This window comes from Bradyrhizobium sp. ORS 278, from assembly GCF_000026145.1.
Lineage (GTDB): Bacteria > Pseudomonadota > Alphaproteobacteria > Rhizobiales > Xanthobacteraceae > Bradyrhizobium.
This window is the reverse complement of record NC_009445.1, coordinates 3,525,573-3,542,136: the sequence shown is the minus strand read 5'-3', so window position 1 is coordinate 3,542,136 and position 16,564 is coordinate 3,525,573. Positions and strand designations below refer to the sequence as shown.

General features: G+C 66.1%; 17 protein-coding genes. 10 read left to right on the top strand and 7 right to left on the bottom strand.

Annotated features, from left to right (window positions below; all coding sequences use genetic code 11):
• Window positions 1-10: 10 nt before the first annotated feature.
• Window positions 11-1,084 (bottom strand): phosphoribosylformylglycinamidine cyclo-ligase, encoded by a 1,074-nt coding sequence (purM, locus tag BRADO_RS15660; RefSeq protein ID WP_041756565.1) that lies wholly within the window; start codon window positions 1,082-1,084, stop codon window positions 11-13.
• A 158-nt stretch (window positions 1,085-1,242) separates the two neighbouring features.
• Between purM and BRADO_RS15655 the strand changes: the two genes are divergently transcribed.
• From BRADO_RS15655 to ppx, 4 genes are all read left to right on the top strand, one after another.
• Entirely contained in the window at window positions 1,243-1,797 is a 555-nt protein-coding gene (locus tag BRADO_RS15655) for a CDP-alcohol phosphatidyltransferase family protein (protein ID WP_011926293.1), read from the top strand.
• Between the two features lie 61 nt (window positions 1,798-1,858).
• Window positions 1,859-2,536, top strand: coding sequence for a DnaA ATPase domain-containing protein (locus BRADO_RS15650; RefSeq protein WP_011926292.1), 678 nt, complete (start codon window positions 1,859-1,861; stop codon window positions 2,534-2,536).
• A 133-nt stretch (window positions 2,537-2,669) separates the two neighbouring features.
• The gene (locus BRADO_RS15645; RefSeq protein ID WP_011926291.1) at window positions 2,670-4,865 is read left to right on the top strand and encodes an RNA degradosome polyphosphate kinase; all 2,196 of its coding nucleotides are present in this window, start codon (window positions 2,670-2,672) and stop codon (window positions 4,863-4,865) included.
• Between the two features lie 27 nt (window positions 4,866-4,892).
• Window positions 4,893-6,392 (top strand): exopolyphosphatase, encoded by a 1,500-nt coding sequence (gene ppx / locus BRADO_RS15640; RefSeq protein WP_011926290.1) that lies wholly within the window; start codon window positions 4,893-4,895, stop codon window positions 6,390-6,392.
• Window positions 6,393-6,463: 71 nt separating this feature from the next.
• On the opposite strand, the gene BRADO_RS15635 is transcribed toward ppx, so the two are convergent.
• Window positions 6,464-6,844, bottom strand: coding sequence for a hypothetical protein (locus BRADO_RS15635; protein WP_011926289.1), 381 nt, complete (start codon window positions 6,842-6,844; stop codon window positions 6,464-6,466).
• A gap of 206 nt (window positions 6,845-7,050) precedes the next feature.
• On the opposite strand from BRADO_RS15635, the gene BRADO_RS36010 reads away from it, so the two are divergent.
• The 3 genes from BRADO_RS36010 (at window position 7,051) to BRADO_RS15625 (ending at window position 9,316) form a co-directional block, all read left to right on the top strand.
• Window positions 7,051-7,140, top strand: a complete 90-nt coding sequence (locus BRADO_RS36010) for a hypothetical protein (protein ID WP_371259366.1) — start codon at window positions 7,051-7,053, stop codon at window positions 7,138-7,140.
• 521 nt (window positions 7,141-7,661) lie between these two features.
• On the top strand, window positions 7,662-8,474 hold the full coding sequence (locus BRADO_RS15630) for a uridine monophosphate kinase (protein ID WP_011926287.1): 813 nt from the start codon (window positions 7,662-7,664) through the stop codon (window positions 8,472-8,474).
• Window positions 8,475-8,488: 14 nt separating this feature from the next.
• Complete coding sequence (locus BRADO_RS15625) at window positions 8,489-9,316, top strand: molybdenum storage protein subunit alpha (RefSeq protein ID WP_011926286.1); 828 nt, start codon at window positions 8,489-8,491, stop codon at window positions 9,314-9,316.
• Window positions 9,317-9,392: 76 nt separating this feature from the next.
• On the opposite strand, the gene BRADO_RS15620 is transcribed toward BRADO_RS15625, so the two are convergent.
• Window positions 9,393-10,256: a TerC family protein gene (locus tag BRADO_RS15620; protein WP_041757527.1), complete on the bottom strand. Its 864-nt coding sequence runs from the start codon at window positions 10,254-10,256 to the stop codon at window positions 9,393-9,395.
• A gap of 67 nt (window positions 10,257-10,323) precedes the next feature.
• Window positions 10,324-10,746 (bottom strand): nucleoside-diphosphate kinase, encoded by a 423-nt coding sequence (gene ndk / locus BRADO_RS15615; protein ID WP_011926284.1) that lies wholly within the window; start codon window positions 10,744-10,746, stop codon window positions 10,324-10,326.
• A gap of 284 nt (window positions 10,747-11,030) precedes the next feature.
• On the opposite strand from ndk, the gene BRADO_RS15610 reads away from it, so the two are divergent.
• The 3 genes from BRADO_RS15610 (at window position 11,031) to BRADO_RS15600 (ending at window position 13,614) form a co-directional block, all read left to right on the top strand.
• Window positions 11,031-11,294 (top strand): hypothetical protein, encoded by a 264-nt coding sequence (locus tag BRADO_RS15610; protein ID WP_011926283.1) that lies wholly within the window; start codon window positions 11,031-11,033, stop codon window positions 11,292-11,294.
• 198 nt (window positions 11,295-11,492) lie between these two features.
• Window positions 11,493-11,678, top strand: a complete 186-nt coding sequence (locus BRADO_RS15605) for a hypothetical protein (RefSeq protein WP_011926282.1) — start codon at window positions 11,493-11,495, stop codon at window positions 11,676-11,678.
• A 67-nt stretch (window positions 11,679-11,745) separates the two neighbouring features.
• Complete coding sequence (locus BRADO_RS15600) at window positions 11,746-13,614, top strand: ABC-F family ATP-binding cassette domain-containing protein (protein ID WP_011926281.1); 1,869 nt, start codon at window positions 11,746-11,748, stop codon at window positions 13,612-13,614.
• Window positions 13,615-13,650: 36 nt separating this feature from the next.
• On the opposite strand, the gene BRADO_RS15595 is transcribed toward BRADO_RS15600, so the two are convergent.
• The 3 genes from BRADO_RS15595 to BRADO_RS15585 all read right to left on the bottom strand — a co-directional run bounded on the left by BRADO_RS15595 (window position 13,651) and on the right by BRADO_RS15585 (window position 16,324).
• Window positions 13,651-14,142, bottom strand: coding sequence for a hypothetical protein (locus BRADO_RS15595; protein WP_011926280.1), 492 nt, complete (start codon window positions 14,140-14,142; stop codon window positions 13,651-13,653).
• Between the two features lie 214 nt (window positions 14,143-14,356).
• Entirely contained in the window at window positions 14,357-14,809 is a 453-nt protein-coding gene (locus tag BRADO_RS15590; RefSeq protein WP_011926279.1) for a DNA polymerase III subunit chi, read from the bottom strand.
• Window positions 14,810-14,824: 15 nt separating this feature from the next.
• Window positions 14,825-16,324, bottom strand: coding sequence for a leucyl aminopeptidase (locus BRADO_RS15585; RefSeq protein ID WP_011926278.1), 1,500 nt, complete (start codon window positions 16,322-16,324; stop codon window positions 14,825-14,827).
• Window positions 16,325-16,564 lie beyond the last annotated feature (240 nt).

The window sequence follows — 16,564 nt, the reverse complement described above, 5'->3', positions numbered from 1 at the left end:
CGGGCTCGTCTCACAGCGACAAATCGAGCGCGCCGGTGTAGATCACGCGCTCCTCGCCCGTGGCTGCGACGACCTCGCCGAGCCGCGCGACATGCTCGCCATTGGCGGTGAACACCTCGGCGACGGCGTCGACCGCGTCGGCCCTGACGATCACGATCATGCCGATCCCGCAATTGAAGGTGCGCAACAGCTCGCGCTCGGCAAGGCCGCCTTGCTCGGCCAGCCATTTGAACACCGGCAGCACCGGCAGATGCGTCAGGTCGATGGAGACGGCGAGATGCTTCGGCAGCACGCGCGGAATGTTGTCGGTGAAGCCGCCGCCGGTGATATGCGCCAGGCCCTTCACAGCACCGGTCTCACGGATGGCGCGCAGGCACGATTTCACGTAGAGCCGCGTCGGCGTCAGCAGCGCCGCGCCGAGCGTCAGCACTGGCGCGAACGGCGCCGGCGCATCGAAGCCGAGGCCCGACTGGGCGACGATCTTGCGCACCAGCGAATAGCCGTTTGAATGCACGCCGGACGAGGCCAGGCCGAGCACGATATCGCCGGCCGCGATGTCGGGCGACGGCAGCAGCGTGCCGCGCTCAGCGGCGCCGACAGCGAAACCGCCGAGGTCGTAGTCGCCATCCTGGTAGAGGCCCGGCATTTCCGCCGTCTCGCCGCCGATCAGCGCGCAGCCGGACTCCCGGCAGCCTTCGGCGATGCCGGCGACGATCGAGGCGGTCGCCTCCGGGTCGAGCTTGCCGCAGGCGAAGTAGTCGAGGAAGAACAGCGGCTCGGCGCCCTGCACCACGAGGTCGTTCACCGACATCGCCACGAGGTCGATGCCGATGCCGCCATGCAGCCCGGTCTCGATCGCGATCTTGACCTTGGTGCCGACGCCGTCAGTGGCCGCCACCAGGACGGGGTCCTTGAAGCCGGCCGCCTTGAGGTCGAACAGGCCGCCGAAGCCGCCGATCTCGGCGTCCGCGCCCGGGCGCGCGGTCGCGCGCACCATCGGCTTGATCAGATCGACCAGACGATTGCCGGCGTCGATATCGACGCCCGAATCTGCATAAGTGAGCCCGTTTTTGCGCTCGGTCATGGTCAAAACCCCTAATCTGGCCGCTGGTTACGTCGGATTCCGGCCGCGCGCAATGGCTCGCAAGGGGCTCGTCCCCACCCTATCTAGGAACCGGACGGGTTCGCCGTGCTTCGCAATCGGGCCCTCCATTCATCGAGTTTGTCGTCGGGACCAGCTGCGTGACCATTCCCCACAGTATTCCCAACCTGATCACGCTGGGCCGAATCCTGCTGGTTCCGATCGTGGTGTGGGCCATCGCGGCCGGCGAGATGGAGGTTGCCTTCATCGTGTTCGTCATCGCCGGGGTCAGCGACGCCGTGGACGGCTTCCTGGCCCGGCGCTTCAACCTGCGCTCCGAGCTCGGCGCCCTGCTCGACCCGCTGGCCGACAAGGCGCTGCTGGTCTCGATCTTCGTCACGCTCGGCATCTGGGGCGCCATCCCGCGCTGGATCGTCATCCTGGTGGTCTCGCGCGACATCATGATCGTCGCCGCCGTGATCGTCTCCTGGCTGTTCGACCGGCCGGTCGCAATGAAGCCGTTGATGGTGTCGAAGCTGAACACCGGGGCGCAGGTGGGATTTGCCGCGCTGGTGCTGGCATCGCTCAGCTTCGGCTTCGAGCCCAAGCCCTATGACAGTGTGCTGATGGTGCTGGTGACGGCCTTTACCCTTGTATCCGTCGGGCTTTACCTGGTGGATTGGGTGCGCCACATGAATACCATCGAGGTGCGGTGAGGCCGGCTTCGCGAGCCCCTCGCCCCTCCCCGCTGACACGACGACACGGAGCACCTCAACCTTGGCCGGCCATATTCCCCCTCGTCAACTGGCCCTCGCTTTGCCGCACGCGGAGAGCCTGACGCGGGACAACTTCCTCGAAGGGCCCGGCAACGCCGCAGGGCTCGCGCTGGTCGATGCGTGGCCGGAATGGCCGGCGAACACGATGTTCCTGGTCGGACCCGACGGTTCCGGCAAGAGCCATCTGGCGGCGATCTGGGCGGAGCGCTCCGGCGCCCGCTCGCTCTCCGCGCATGCGCTGGACGCCGGCGCAGTCCCCGGCGCGCTTGCCACCGGCGCTCTGGTGCTCGAGGATCTCACGGCTGCAGATCTCGACGAGCGGGCGCTGTTCCACCTGCTCAATCTGGCGCGCCAGGACGAGGCCTACATCCTGATCACCGCGCGCGAGGCGCCGGTGGCGCTGCCGATCGCGCTCGCCGACCTCCGGTCGCGGCTGCGCGCGGTCCCGGTGATCACGCTGCTGCCGCCAGACGACCAGCTGTTCCGGGCTCTGATCGTGAAGCTCGCCGCCGACAGGCAGCTGGCAATCGATGAGACGGTGGTCAGCTACCTTGCCAGCCGGATCGAACGGTCTTACGCAGCCGCGCGCCAGACCATTGCGCTCCTGGATGACGAGTCGCTGCGGCTTGGACGCCCGGTGACGCGAGCGCTCGCAGCGGAACTCCTACGGTCGGCGTGACCAGCGGCCATCTTGACGGCAACGCGGCGCGGAACCTCAATGGTGCCGGGAACGTCATCCCTTCGTCATACGCGTTGAGCTACGGTCCGCCCTCGCGCCCATTGCGCCGTGATCGAATATGGATTGATCTCTGATGGATACCGAGCAAGTTACTGAACTCGCAGCGAAAGAGCCGGTTGCGGCGCCCACGAACGAGATCGCCTCGAGCCCCGAGCGCTTCATCAATCGGGAGCTGTCCTGGCTGCACTTCAACCGCCGCGTGCTCGAGGAATCAGTCAATCCACGCCATCCGGCGCTGGAGCGTGTGCGGTTCCTATCGATTTCCGCCAACAACCTTGATGAATTCTTCATGGTCCGCGTCGCCGGCATCCGCGCCCAGGTGCGCGAAGGCATCGCGGAGCGCAGCCCGGACGGGCTGACACCAACCGAGCAGCTCAAGCTGATCAACGAAACCGTGTCGCAGCTCGCGATCGACCAGCAGGCGATCTGGCGCGACCTGCGCAAGTTCCTCGCCGAGCTCGGCATCGTGCTGGTCGACGGCCAGGACGTCACCAAGGCCGAGCGCGCCTGGATCGAGGATCATTTCCTCGCCAACATCTTCCCGCTGCTGACGCCGCTGGCGATCGATCCAGCGCATCCGTTCCCGTTCATCCCGAGCCTCGGCTTCACGGTGGCGCTGCAGCTGACCCGCACCTCCGACGGCCGGCCGATGAACGCGCTGATCCGCATGCCGGGCAAGATCGACCGCTTCATCCGCTTCCCCGGCGCCAAGGACGGCGTCATCCGCCTGATCACGCTCGAACAGGCCACCAGCCTGTTCATCGGCCGGCTGTTTCCCGGCTACACGGTGAAGGGCCAGGGCGCCTTCCGCATCATCCGCGACAGCGAGATCGAGATCGAGGAAGAAGCCGAGGACCTCGTCCGGCTGTTCGAGACCGCGCTGAAGCGGCGCCGCCGCGGCTCGGTCATCCGGCTCGAGATCGAGGCCGCCATGCCGGAGGAGCTGCGCCAATTCGTGCAGGACGCGCTGGCGACAACTGACGACGAGGTGTTCGTGGTCGACGGCGTGCTGGCGATGAACGAGCTGTCACAGCTCACGCGCGTCGATCGCCCCGACCTCGAATTCGCGCCCTACGTGCCGCGCCATCCCGAGCGCGTGCGCGACCATGGCGGCGACATCTTCGCGGCGATCCGGCAGAAGGACCTGATCGTCCATCACCCCTACGAGTCGTTCGACGTCGTCGTGCAGTTCCTGCAGCAGGCGGCGCGCGATCCCGACGTCGTCGCGATCAAGCAGACGCTGTATCGCACCTCGAACAACTCGCCGATCGTGCGCACCCTGGTGGAAGCGGCCGAGGCCGGCAAGTCGGTCACGGCGCTGGTCGAGCTCAAGGCGCGATTCGACGAGGAGGCCAATATCCGCTGGGCGCGCGACCTCGAGCGCGCCGGCGTGCAGGTCGTCTACGGCTTCCTGCAGCTCAAGACGCATGCGAAATTGTCGATGGTCGTGCGCCGCGAGGGCGGCAGCCTCACGACCTACGTGCACACCGGCACTGGCAACTATCATCCGGTGACGGCGCGCATCTACACCGACCTGTCCTACTTCACGTCGGACCCAGTGATCGGCCGCGACGTCACGCGGGTGTTCAACTACATCACCGGCTATGCCGAGCCCATCGACATCGAGAAGATGGCAGTGTCGCCGCTCACGCTTCGCAAGCGCATGATCGAGCACATCCATGGCGAGACCAGCTTTGCCCGCCAGGGCAAGCCGGCCGTGATCTGGATGAAGATGAACTCGCTGGTCGATCCCGATATCATCGACGCGCTCTATGAGGCGTCTCAGGCCGGCGTCTCGATCGAGCTGATCGTGCGCGGCATCTGCTGCCTGCGTCCCGGCATTCCCGGCTTGTCCGACAACATCCGCGTCAAGTCGGTGATCGGCCGCTTCCTGGAGCATGGCCGCATCTACTGCTTTGGTATGGGTCAGGGCCTGCCGAGTGCCAAGGCGGCGGTCTACATCTCCTCGGCCGACATGATGCCGCGCAATCTCGACCGTCGCGTCGAGGTGCTCTGCCCGTTGCAGAACCCGACCGTGCACCAGCAGGTGCTGGAGCAGATCATGGTCGCGAATCTCAAGGATACCGAACAGAGCTGGCAATTGTTGCCGGACGGGTCGTCAACGCGTATGAAGGCCGCGAAGGGCGAGGAGCCCTTCAACCTGCACAATTACTTCATGACGAATCCGAGTCTCTCCGGCCGTGGCAAGTCGCTCAAGGAATCATCACCGCGCCGGCTCACCCGCCGGAACGAGCGCCCCCCTTCCTAGCGCCCGCCTCAAGAAGGGAATGCCCTGGTGAAGCGGCCTTCTCCCACGGCCGCGAGCGTTGGCGTCATCGATATCGGCTCGAACTCCGTCCGCCTCGTCGTCTATCAGGCGATGGAGCGGAGCCTCGTCACCGTCTTCAACGAGAAGGCGCTGTGCGGGCTCGGCCGCGAGGTGCAGACCACCGGCCTGCTCGCCGCCGACGCCGTGGACAAGGCGCTGACGGCGCTGAAGCGGTTCCGTGCGCTATGCAAGGTACAGAAGGTCGGCCAGGTCCATGCGATCGCCACGGCCGCCTGCCGCGACGCCTCGAACGGTCCGGACTTCATCGCCAAAGCCGAGAAGATCTGCGGCGTGCCGATCCAGATCCTCACGGGCCCTGAGGAAGCGCGCTATTCCGCGCTCGGCGTCATCTCCGGCATCCACAAGCCCGACGGCATCGTCGGCGATCTCGGCGGCGGCTCGCTGGAGCTGATCGACGTGCGCGGCCACCAGGTGCGCAGCGGCGTCACGCTGCCCCTTGGCAGCCTGGCGCTGCAGGACCTGTCCGAAAAATCCCTGAAGAAGGCTCAGCGGATCGTCAGCGAGGCGCTGACCGACCTGCCGCAGCTGGCCGCCGGCGAGAGCCGCACCTTCTATGCGGTCGGCGGCACCTGGCGTGCGCTCGCGCGCATCCACATCATCCAGAGCGGCTATCCGCTCGGCGTCATGCATGGCTATTCGATTCCGGCCGCGGAGGCGCTGGCCTTCGTCCGCCGCCTGCGCCGGCTGGTCGCCGCCGACATGCTGGCGGACATCGAGGCGGTGGCCGAGGCGCGCCGGCCGCTGCTGGCCTATGCCGCGCTCGTGCTGGAATACATCATCCGCGTCGCCAAGCCGACCACGGTCGTGTTCTCCACCTTCGGCGTGCGCGAGGGGCTGCTCTATTCCAAGCTGCCCGACACCGAGCGCGGCAAGGACGGCCTGTTGTGCGCGGCCCAGGGCCTCAACGAGCTGCTGTCGCGCTCGGCCCAGCATGCCCGCGAGCTGATCGACTGGACCGACCGGCTGTTCCGCGTGGTGCATGTGCGCGAGACCGACGAGGAACGCAGGCTGCGCCACGCCGCCTGTCTGCTGTCCGACATCGGCTGGCGGATGCATCCCGATCATCGCGGCGAGCAGACCTACGGCATCATCCTCAACGGCAATTTCGGCTCGATCAGCCATGAGGGCCGTATCTTCGTCGCGCTGTCGGTGTTCTTCCGCTACGAGGGGCAACGCGACGAGGCGGCGGCGCCCGAGCTCACGCAGCAGCTCAGCCCTGCCCAGATCGATCGCGCGCGCCTGCTCGGCACCGCCTTCCGCGTCGCGCATCTGATCTCGGCGGCGCGGCCCGGCGTGCTGTCGGCCACGCATTTCCGCACTCAGGACCGCAAGCTGATGCTGGTGTTCGAGCATCATCTGGTCGACCTCGTCGCCGACCGCGTCGGCGGACGGTTCAAACAGCTCGCCCGCCTGGTCGGGCGCTCCGGCTCGGTGGTGCTGAGCTAACCAGCCCCTCGGCTGCGGGCCGCATCCGGACAAAGGCCCTGCTGCCGCTCGCGTGACGCAAGGCCGACCGCTCAGTTGGCAAGCGGGACCCGGACCTCGGGATACGGCTTCAGCAGCGCCTCGCCGAGCACGTTCTGCTCGTCCTTCGGGATCGCGAACCGGACGCTGAAGCCGTCCGATGTCGCCAGCGTGATGATCCGTTGTGTCGCATCGGTCGACTGCTCGATGGTCCAGGAGGCCAGCGGATAGGCATAGCGCAGCGCCTGGTCGCCGTAACGCGTGCGCAACGCCAGCTCCAGGAGTCCCGGCAGCGTCATCACCAGCGCACCCGCCTGGTTGACCGAGAGGTTGAGCACGCCCTGCCGCCCCGCGGCATCTTCGAAGCCCAGCGAGATCGTCTCGCCCTGGTCGACCACTTCGCAGATCGTCAGCGCCTTGGCCCGCAGCTCCATCGCGCACTCCGCATCACTTGCTCGTTATTCCCGTATGACTATAGCGAAAACAGCCACGGCGTCCAGCGGCAGCGGCTGGACATTGGCGATGCTGTATATATCGTGATATAGTACGTCCAACGCTCGCTTGACGAGCACGACATCGCAGCTACGCTCCTCTCAGCGCAGACCGCTTCAGCCGGCGGGAGAGCGAGGGCAAGGGCCTCATCTTCCTGATCGAGCAGGCCCTGGCCTCGGACGTTCACGTCGTGATAGCCGCAGGTTTTTCGATCGGATCAGGTTTGCCCAGCGCATGAGCGTGCGGCTGCCCTGCACGCGCCGCGCCCTGGATGCGTGGTGGCGAAACGGCTCGCAACGGTGCGCAGCATTCGGCGACAGCCGGGCGACGGTCTGCGAAATCTTCAAATAGCTGCAACCCGTTATCGCGTCGTTTTGGCTTCGATTCCAAACTCCAGCGTCGTCGCCGATCGCCGACGGGCGTTTGCCAAAACTTTGTGCATTGTCGCAAAGCCGACAACAGGTGCACCGCAGCTATATGAATCTCAATATAGCTCCTTGAAACCAAAAAAGATTTTCTCTCGGTCCTACTGGATGCGCAGCACCTGCGCGATCCAGTCGCCGTGGACTGTTGCGACGAAACCTTGCTCGGTCGCAGCTGTCGGCGCCGCGACAGCTCGTGTATTCCATGCAGCATAGGACGATGGCCGGCAGGATCGACCGACCACGACATCCCGGGAGACATGGCCAGGGAAACTGTGGGTGGCGAAGCCGACCGGCGCACCGCTCAGGTGTCGAACGAACGAGAGGATCCTCTTCAATGGCAACCACGACGGCCGAGCTCGAGCAGCTTCTGATGCAGCGCTCGCTCACCGACGCCGAATTGATCGCGGCGGCGGAAAAGGCGGCTGACTTCCGCATTCTTCCTGACGCCACGGTGATCAAGGTCGGCGGCCAGAGCATGATCGACCGCGGCCGCAGCGCGATCTACCCGCTGGTCGACGAAATCGTCGCCGCCCGCAAGGCGCACAAGATGCTGATCGGCACCGGCGCCGGCACCCGCGCGCGCCATCTCTATTCGATCGCCGCCGGCCTCAATTTGCCCGCCGGCGTACTGTCGCAGCTCGGCGCCTCCGTCGCCGATCAGAACGCCGCCATGCTCGGTCAGCTGCTCGCCAAGCACGGCATCTCGGCGGTCGAGGGCGCCGGCCTGTCTGCGGTGCCGCTGTATCTTTCCGAAGTGAACGCCGTCGTGTTCAGCGGCATGCCGCCCTACGGGCTGTGGATGCGGCCCTCGGCCGATGGCGTGATCCCGCCCTACCGCACCGACGCAGGCTGCTTCCTGGTCGCGCAGCAGTTCGGCTGCAAGGCGATGATCTATGTGAAGGACGAGAACGGCCTCTACACCGCCAACCCCAAGACGGAGAAGAACGCGACCTTCATCCCGAAGATTTCGGTCGCCGAGATGAAGGCCAAGGGCCTCGCCGACTCCATCCTGGAATTCCCGATGCTCGACCTGCTCGAGGCCGCGCGCCATGTCCGCGAGGTCCAGGTCGTCAACGGCCTCGTCCCCGGCAATCTCACCCGCGCGCTCGCCGGCGAGCACGTCGGCACCATCATCACCGCGCGCTGAGAGGGCAGACCGCCATGCCTGACACCACCACCATCAAGCACGTCGCCTCGCCGCTCGCGCGCCAGACCCTGCTCGACAGCAAGCTCACCCGCCCCGTCGCCGGCAAGCGCCCGATGGCGCTGATGCCCTGGCTGCAGGTCGTCAAGATCGGCGGCCGCTCGATCATGGACCGCGGCGCCGAGGCGATCCTGCCGCTGGTCGAGGAAATCCGGAAGCTCCTGCCGGAGCATCGCCTGCTGATCCTGACCGGCGCCGGCATCCGCGCCCGCCACCTCTATGGCGTCGGCCTCGATCTCGGCCTGCCGGTCGGCTCGCTCGCGCCGCTCGCCGCCAGTGAGGCCGGCCAGAATGGCCATATCCTGGCGTCGCTGCTGGCGTCGGAAGGCGTCTCCTACATCGAGCATCCGACGATCGCGAACCAGCTCGCGATCCATCTGCAGGCGGCGCGCGCCGTCGTCGGCAGCGCCTTCCCGCCCTATCACCACCACGAATTCCCGACCTCGCGGCTGCCGACGCATCGCGCCGACACCGGCGCCTTCCTGATCGCGGACGCGCTGGGCGCAGCGGGGCTGACGATCGTCGAGGACGTGGACGGCGTCTACACGTCCGATCCGAACGGGCCGGATGCCGCGAAGGCGAAGCTGCTGGCCGAGACCAGCTACGATGCGCTCGCCAAGATGGACGGCACACTGCCGTTCGACCGCACGCTGGTGGAGGTGATGGCGAATGCCCGCCACATCTCCCGCGTCCAGGTCGTCAACGGCCTGGTGCCGGGCCGGCTGACGGCGGCGCTGCGCGGACACCATGTTGGCTCGGTCATCACGACCGGCACGCGTCCCTGATCAAAAAACAAAGGCCGCTCGTACCATGAGCGGCCTTACTATCAATCCCAGTTCGACGGGCCCGGCGCCAGCGCAGCTACGGCAGTTCGACGCCGCGCGCCGGAACGGCTTCGATCTCGTGCTTGCCCTTGTTCTCCAATGCGCGGCCGCGCCAGATCGAGCCGGCGACCAGCACGACCACGGCTCCGAGCAGCGACATCAGCGTCTCCATGACGTCGATCTCGCTTATCAGGCTGCTCTTGCTGGCAAACACGGCTGAGACCGCGTCGATGCTGATGTGGACCGTGCCGTCGAGCAGATGGTGCAGCATCGGCTCGATCGCGGGATCGGTCGCGATCACCTCGCCGGCGACCCAGCCGAGCAGCATGGCGCCGAGCCACACCAGGATCGGGAAACGATCGAGCACGAGCATGATCAGCGCCGCGCCGGCGATGATCAGCGGGATGCTCATGGCGAGGCCGATGATCAGCAGCGAGGCCTGACCGTTGGCGGCGGCGGCGACCGCGATGACGTTGTCGAGGCTCATCACGAGGTCGGCGAGCGCGACAATGCGCACCGCGTGCCACAGCGTCGTGCCGGCGGCGATATCGTCGTTCTCGTCCTCGGGCACCAGCAGCTTGGCGGCGATCACCAGCAGCGCGAGACCGCCGATCAGCTTCAGATAGGGCAGCGCCATCAGGGTGGCGACGATGCCGGTGAAGGCGATGCGCAGCGCGACAGCGATGCCGGAGCCCGCCACCATGCCCCAGAAACGATGCTTGCCATGCAGGCCGCGGCAGGCGAGCGCGATCACCAGCGCGTTGTCCCCCGACAACAGCACGTTGATCCAGATGATCTTGCCGAGCGCGAGCCAGAAGCCCGGGCTCTGCAGGTCGGCTTCGAATTGCGCGAGGAGATGGCCGTAAGTGGCGGGATCAGCGAGCTGCGACAGCCAGTTCACGGCCAGACCTTTCAGATGCATTCAGCGGGATTGCGGCGGAGCGAGGCTCCGCCGCAGCAATCGTCGCTCAGCCGACGATCTCGTTGCCGGCGAAGAACTGTGCGATCTCGATCGCGGCGGTCTCCGGCGCGTCCGAGCCGTGCACCGAGTTCTCGCCGATCGACTTCGCATGCGCCTTGCGGATGGTGCCCTCGGCAGCCTTCGACGGATCGGTGGCGCCCATGACGTCGCGGTACTTCAGGATGGCGCCTTCGCCCTCGAGCACCTGGACCACCACCGGGCCGGAGATCATGAAGTCGACGAGCTCGCCGAAGAACGGGCGGGCCTTGTGGACGGCGTAGAAGGTCTCGGCCTGGTCGCGGGTCATGCGGATGCGCTTCTGGGCCACGATGCGCAGTCCGGCCTTCTCGATCAGCGCGTTGATCGCGCCGGTGAGATTACGCTCGGTCGCGTCGGGCTTGATGATCGAAAAGGTGCGCTCAATCGCCATGATATCGTCCTCGGATGTGCGGGATTTGGGTGGGTTGCGGGCTTATATCGACGCGATCGGTCGACGGCAAGCGACCGAGGCCCTTCCAGAGGCGCGACGCCTTACGACAATTTCACGATTCTGAACATTGTCTGAAGGACCCGTGCCACCGTCGTTCAGCTGTCATGACCTAGGTTGTCGGTATCGGGCGACGACGAGCCACCAGCGATCCGGTAGCCGCCTTCTCCCAGCCTCATCCGTCGGACAATTTCGGCGCCACCAGCGCTGTCATCCAGGAGACGACCATGTTGCGCAAACTCTTCCTCACTGCGGCTGCCGCCGTGTCGCTGGGCGCAGCCGCCCTCGCCCCGACCGCCGCCTCGGCCCATTGGCACGGCGGAGGATGGCATCACGGCTGGTACGGTGGTGGCTGGCACCGTCCGTTCTATGGCCCGCGCGTGTTCATCGGCGGCCCGGTCTACAGCTACGGCTATGGCGGCTGCTACGTCCGCCGCGTGGTTCCGACCCCCTGGGGACCGCGTTGGCGCTGGGTGAACCGCTGCTACTGAGATTTCTCCTGTTACGAGCCTAGGAACGGCATCCGCCCCCCGCCGATCCGAACTCGCATTGCCCCGGCGTCCCCCGCGCCGGGGCTTTTTTCATGCATTTTCAACTAAATCCAATGCATCCCGAAGCGCGTCCGGAAACAATTCGGCCCGCCATGACTTGTCACGGCATCATATTGCAACTGCCCGTGGAACTTCGTCATGACTGGCCGCACCGCCGATTTCAGCGACGCGCTCGATCGCAGGACCAGCCGATCGATCTGCGACGCCGTGGGCGAACGGCTGCAGCGCAGCCTGCCGCCCGAGGGCTCCCAACTGCCCGATCCGCTGGCGCATCTCATGAACGAGCTGCGCAAGCGCGACGAGCCGACAGCCCGTTTCGACTGAATCACCGGTGCGCTGAGACCGACACAAACTGGTTGCGTTTGACCGCGCGCGCGGTGACAACGCGCGCATGCTTTCCATCACCGACATCTCCATCCGCCTCGCCGGACGGCTTCTGATCGACCAGAGCTCGGTGCAGATCCCGCCCGGCGCGCGGGTCGGCCTGGTCGGCCGTAACGGCACCGGCAAGTCGACGCTGTTCAAGGCGATCCGCGGCGAACTGTCGCTGGAGAACGGCAGCATCAGCCTGCCGCCACGCTGGCGCGTCGGCAGCCTGGCGCAGGAAGCCCCGAGCGGCCCCGAAAGCCTGATCGAGGTCGTTCTGAGGGCCGACCTCGAGCGCGACGCCCTGCTCCGCGAGGCCGAAACGGCCGAGGACCCCAACCGCATCGCCGAGATCCAGACCCGCCTCGTGGACATCGACGCGCATTCGGCACCGGCGCGCGCGGCCGCCATCCTCAGTGGCCTCGGCTTCTCCGCGACCGACCAGGCGCGCGCCTGCTCGGAATTCTCCGGCGGCTGGCGCATGCGCGTGGCGCTCGCCGCGACGCTGTTCGCCGCGCCCGACCTGCTGCTGCTCGACGAGCCAACCAACTATCTCGATCTCGAAGGCACGCTGTGGCTGGAGGACCATCTCGCGCATTATCCGCGCACGGTCATCGTGATCAGCCACGACCGCGATCTGCTGGAAACATCGGTCGATCAGATCCTGCATCTCGACCGCGGCAAGCTGACGCTGTATCGCGGCTCCTATTCGTCGTTCGAGGAGCAGCGCGCGACGCGCGAGATGCTCGACGCCAAGGCGGTCAAGCGCCAGGAGGCCGAGCGCGCCCGGCTGCAGGCCTTCGTCGAACGCTTCAAGGCCAAGGCGTCGAAGGCGCGGCAGGCGCAATCCCGCGTCAAGATGCTCGAGCGGATGAAGCCGATCACCGCGCTGGTCACCCAGGACGTGCACGAAATCAGCTTCCCCGCGCCCGAGAAGCTGCTGTCGCCGCCGATCATCGCGGTCGACAATGCCTCGGTCGGCTATGATCCCGCGCAGCCCGTGCTCAACCGCGTCACCCTGCGCATCGACAACGATGACCGCGTCGCCCTGCTCGGCGCCAACGGCAATGGCAAGTCGACGCTGGTCAAGCTGCTCGCCGGCCGGCTCGCGCCGTTCTCCGGCAAGGTCACCCGCGCGGACAAGCTGTCGATCGCGTATTTCGCCCAGCATCAACTCGATGAGCTCGACGAAACGGGCTCGCCCTATACGCATGTGCGCAAGCTGATGGGCGATGCGCCGGAATCGAAGGTGCGTGCACGCGCCGGCGCGATCGGCTTTTCCGGTAAGGCGGCCGACACGTCGGTGAAGAGTCTCTCGGGCGGCGAGAAGGCCCGGCTGCTACTCGGCCTTGCGACCTTCTTCGGCCCGAACATGATCATCCTGGACGAGCCGACCAACCATCTCGATATCGACAGCCGCGCCGCGCTCGCCGAAGCAATCAACGAGTTTCCCGGCGCGGTCATCATGGTCTCGCACGACCGCTATCTGATCGAGGCCTGCGCCGACCGGCTGTGGGTCGTCGCCGATCGCACCGTGAAGAGCTATGACGGCGATCTCGACGACTACCGGCGGATGGTCCTGTCGTCGCGCAGCGGTGCAGCCGCGCGCGAGACGGACCGCCCGCAGGTGACGGAAAAGGTCGAGCGGCCGCGCAGCGACAACAGACGCGGCGCGTTGAAGCAGAAGATCACCGCCGCGGAAGCCGAGATTGTGCGCATCACCGACATCATCGCCAAGATCGACAGCGCGCTGTCGCTGCCCGATATCTTCACCCGCGATCCGAAGCAGGCGGCGCAATTGTCGAAGGCCCGGGCAAACGCGGCCGATGCGCTGGCGCGGGCTGAGGAGCAATGGCTCGAAGCCAGCACGCTCTATGATGAGGCGATCAGCTGACGATCTCGCATTCGTCTGTGCAAAGCGAACGCAGGATCAGGTGGCCCGCTTTTTGGCCTTGCCGGGCTTGGCCACCTTCGGAGCAGGACCGGCATCGGGCGCGCGCTCCACCGCGGACAGTCGGCCCGCGGTGAAGGTGTAGACGCCGGCCCGCGCACCGCGCAGCCAAGTCACGGTAGCAACGCGGTCGCCGCCAGTGTTGCCGATGTTGACGCTGTCGGGCGCACCGATGCCGCGCACCACGTCGCACTCGGTATGACCGAGGGCGACGGAGCCGCCCGCGGCCGGCGGCGGCGCGGCCGCCGCATCGCTGCTCAGGGCATTCGCACCAGCAGCCGGCGCCATGCCGGGACAACCGCCATCCGCGCTGACGAGATCTTCCGGGCCGACCGGCTTTTCAGGCGATAGCGGCGGCGAGTCGATCGAAATATTCCTGATGAACAGGCGCTGCGGCCGGTTGAACCACTCGGCATCCTTGGACAGGAAATCCGGCGTGCTCGAGCATCCGGACACGACCGTTGCAAGCAAAAGGAACGGCAGAACGCGCGTCAGTTGTTTGTTATGATCTCGCACGATGAACCTTGCTGAATTGCAACCTGTGGACACTCTAAGGTGTTGTCCCACCATCACTTTGCGGCACGTTCGTGACTTTGCCAACGCTGTTGCCGGCAAATCGGCGGTTTATCATTAATCGCCCTACGCTGCCATCATGCATGCGTGGACGATGTCGCGACTTACGCCATCATTGCCGACGTTGCCAGCGCCCGCGTTCGTCGGCCTGCCAATAGGTGACCTCGAATCCACGGTTTTTGCAATCGGTCCATGCCGACCGCGCTGCAGCAAGCGCATCGGGATCGTCGCCGTTGAACACCAGCACCATGCGTTCATAGCTCTGCGAGTCCGACGGCAGCGGCGCGTTGTCGACGAGGAACCTGACGTTGGCGCGGTTCGGATTGCTCTCCTCGATCGCCAGCACGATCGGCTGCTCGGCCACATCGGCCACGCGCCACGTGGCGTGCGGCAGAAACGAATCGTCACGATAGGTCCACAGATGCGCATCGAGCGCATCTGCACGTTCCTCGGAGGTGGACTGCACCACGACGCGCCAGCCGCGCTCGAGCGACTTCTCGAGCAGCGGCGGCAGCACGCCTTCCAGCGTCATGCTCTGCAGATGATAGAACAGGACTTCGGTCATGCGTGCCGTCGACCCTTACGATTTTGCTTCGTAGGAATCCCAGACGAGACGGTCGAGCAGGCGCACGCCGTAGCCGGAGCCCCAGCTCTGGTTGATCTCCGACTTCGGCGCACCCATCGCGGTGCCGGCGATGTCGAGATGCGCCCAGGGCGTGTCGTTGACGAAGCGCTGCAGGAATTGCGCGGCCGTGATCGAGCCGCCGTGGCGGCCGCCGGTGTTCTTCATGTCGGCGAATTGCGAATCGATCAGCTTGTCGTATTCGGAGCCGAGCGGCATGCGCCAGACCTTCTCGCCGGTCTCCTTCCCCGCCTTCAGCAGCTTCTCGGCCAGATCGTCATTGTTGGCGAACAGGCCGGCATGCTCGGTGCCGAGCGCGACCATGATCGCACCGGTCAGCGTCGCCAGATCGATCATGAATTTCGGCTTGTACTTGGTCGCGACGTACCAGAGCACATCGGCGAGCACGAGCCGCCCTTCCGCGTCGGTGTTGATGATCTCGATGGTCTGCCCGGACATCGAGGTGACGATGTCGCCCGGGCGCTGGGCGTTGCCGTCCGGCATGTTCTCGACCAGGCCGATCGCGCCGATCACATTGGCTTTGGCTTTGCGCGCCGCCAGCGCGTGCATCAGACCGACGACGCAGGCGGCGCCGCCCATGTCGCCCTTCATGTCCTCCATCGAGCCAGCCGGCTTGATCGAGATGCCGCCGGTGTCGAAGCAGACGCCCTTGCCGATGAACGCCACCGGCTGGTCGCCCTTCTTGCCGCCATTGTATCGCATCACCACCGTGCGGCTCGGCCGCGCCGAACCCTGGCCGACGCCGAGCAGCGCGCCCATGCCGAGCTTCTTCATCGCGGGCACGTCGAGAATCTCGACGGTGACGCCGAGCTTGCGCAGCTCGGCAGCGCGCTTGGCGAACTCCTCCGGGTAGAGGACGTTCGGCGGCTCGTTGACGAGGTCACGGGCAAGGATCACGCCGTCGGTCACATGGGCGCGGGGCGCGAAGGCCTTCTTGGCCGCGGCGACGTCGGCGACGGCGATCGAGACGGTCGCGCTGACGCTGCCGTCGTCATCCTTCTTCTTGGTCTTGTAGCGGTCGAATCGATAGGCCCGAAGCCTCATGCCGGCAGCCAGGGAGCTGACCTGGTCGGGCGTCATGTGCCCCGCCGGCAGCTCGGCCAGCACCGTCACGGCTTCAGTTCCGGGATTGAGCTTTCCCGTTAAAGTCCCGCCATATTTGAGAAAATCCCGTTCCTTGTGATCGCCGCCCTTGCCCGTTCCGATCACGATCAAGCGCTGAATCTTAATTCCCTCGGGCGCCAGCAGATCGAGCACCGCGCCGTCCTTGCCCTTGAACCGCGCTGCGCCGGCCGCGCGCTTGATCAGCTCCGCCGCTCCCCCGAGCGCCTTGTCGGTCGCGGCTCCTAGCCGCAGCGAGTCGTCACAAAACGCCGCCACGATGCCGCGGGGAGCGGCCGACAGCGGGACGAAGCCGACCTTGACGGTGTCGGACATCAAGCAAACCTCCAAATTTTCGACATGAGAGCCGCCGCGACCGGGCCGAAATCCGAGCGGACAGACGGGGATGGCGGCAGTTCGGAACCCAACTTGGCAGCAGTATGGCTGCCTTGGCCGGGGCTGCCAAGTCTTCGCGTGGCGGGGCGGCCACAACGATGAAATTTCGACCACATTTTCGTGGCGCCACGCCACAGCCATTTTGTCGACGGATCAAAGGGATGGTAAAGATATTCACGG

Coding starts and splice junctions, on each gene's coding strand:
- BRADO_RS15600 (WP_011926281.1), top strand. CDS start 11,746: ATGCTTTCCATCACCGACATCTCCATCCGCCTCGCCGGACGGCTTCTG.
- BRADO_RS15585 (WP_011926278.1), bottom strand. CDS start 16,324: ATGTCCGACACCGTCAAGGTCGGCTTCGTCCCGCTGTCGGCCGCTCCC.
- BRADO_RS15645 (WP_011926291.1), top strand. CDS start 2,670: ATGGATACCGAGCAAGTTACTGAACTCGCAGCGAAAGAGCCGGTTGCG.
- purM (WP_041756565.1), bottom strand. CDS start 1,084: ATGACCGAGCGCAAAAACGGGCTCACTTATGCAGATTCGGGCGTCGAT.
- ndk (WP_011926284.1), bottom strand. CDS start 10,746: ATGGCGATTGAGCGCACCTTTTCGATCATCAAGCCCGACGCGACCGAG.
- BRADO_RS15635 (WP_011926289.1), bottom strand. CDS start 6,844: ATGGAGCTGCGGGCCAAGGCGCTGACGATCTGCGAAGTGGTCGACCAG.
- BRADO_RS15590 (WP_011926279.1), bottom strand. CDS start 14,809: ATGACCGAAGTCCTGTTCTATCATCTGCAGAGCATGACGCTGGAAGGC.
- BRADO_RS15630 (WP_011926287.1), top strand. CDS start 7,662: ATGGCAACCACGACGGCCGAGCTCGAGCAGCTTCTGATGCAGCGCTCG.
- BRADO_RS15610 (WP_011926283.1), top strand. CDS start 11,031: ATGTTGCGCAAACTCTTCCTCACTGCGGCTGCCGCCGTGTCGCTGGGC.
- BRADO_RS15605 (WP_011926282.1), top strand. CDS start 11,493: ATGACTGGCCGCACCGCCGATTTCAGCGACGCGCTCGATCGCAGGACC.
- BRADO_RS15625 (WP_011926286.1), top strand. CDS start 8,489: ATGCCTGACACCACCACCATCAAGCACGTCGCCTCGCCGCTCGCGCGC.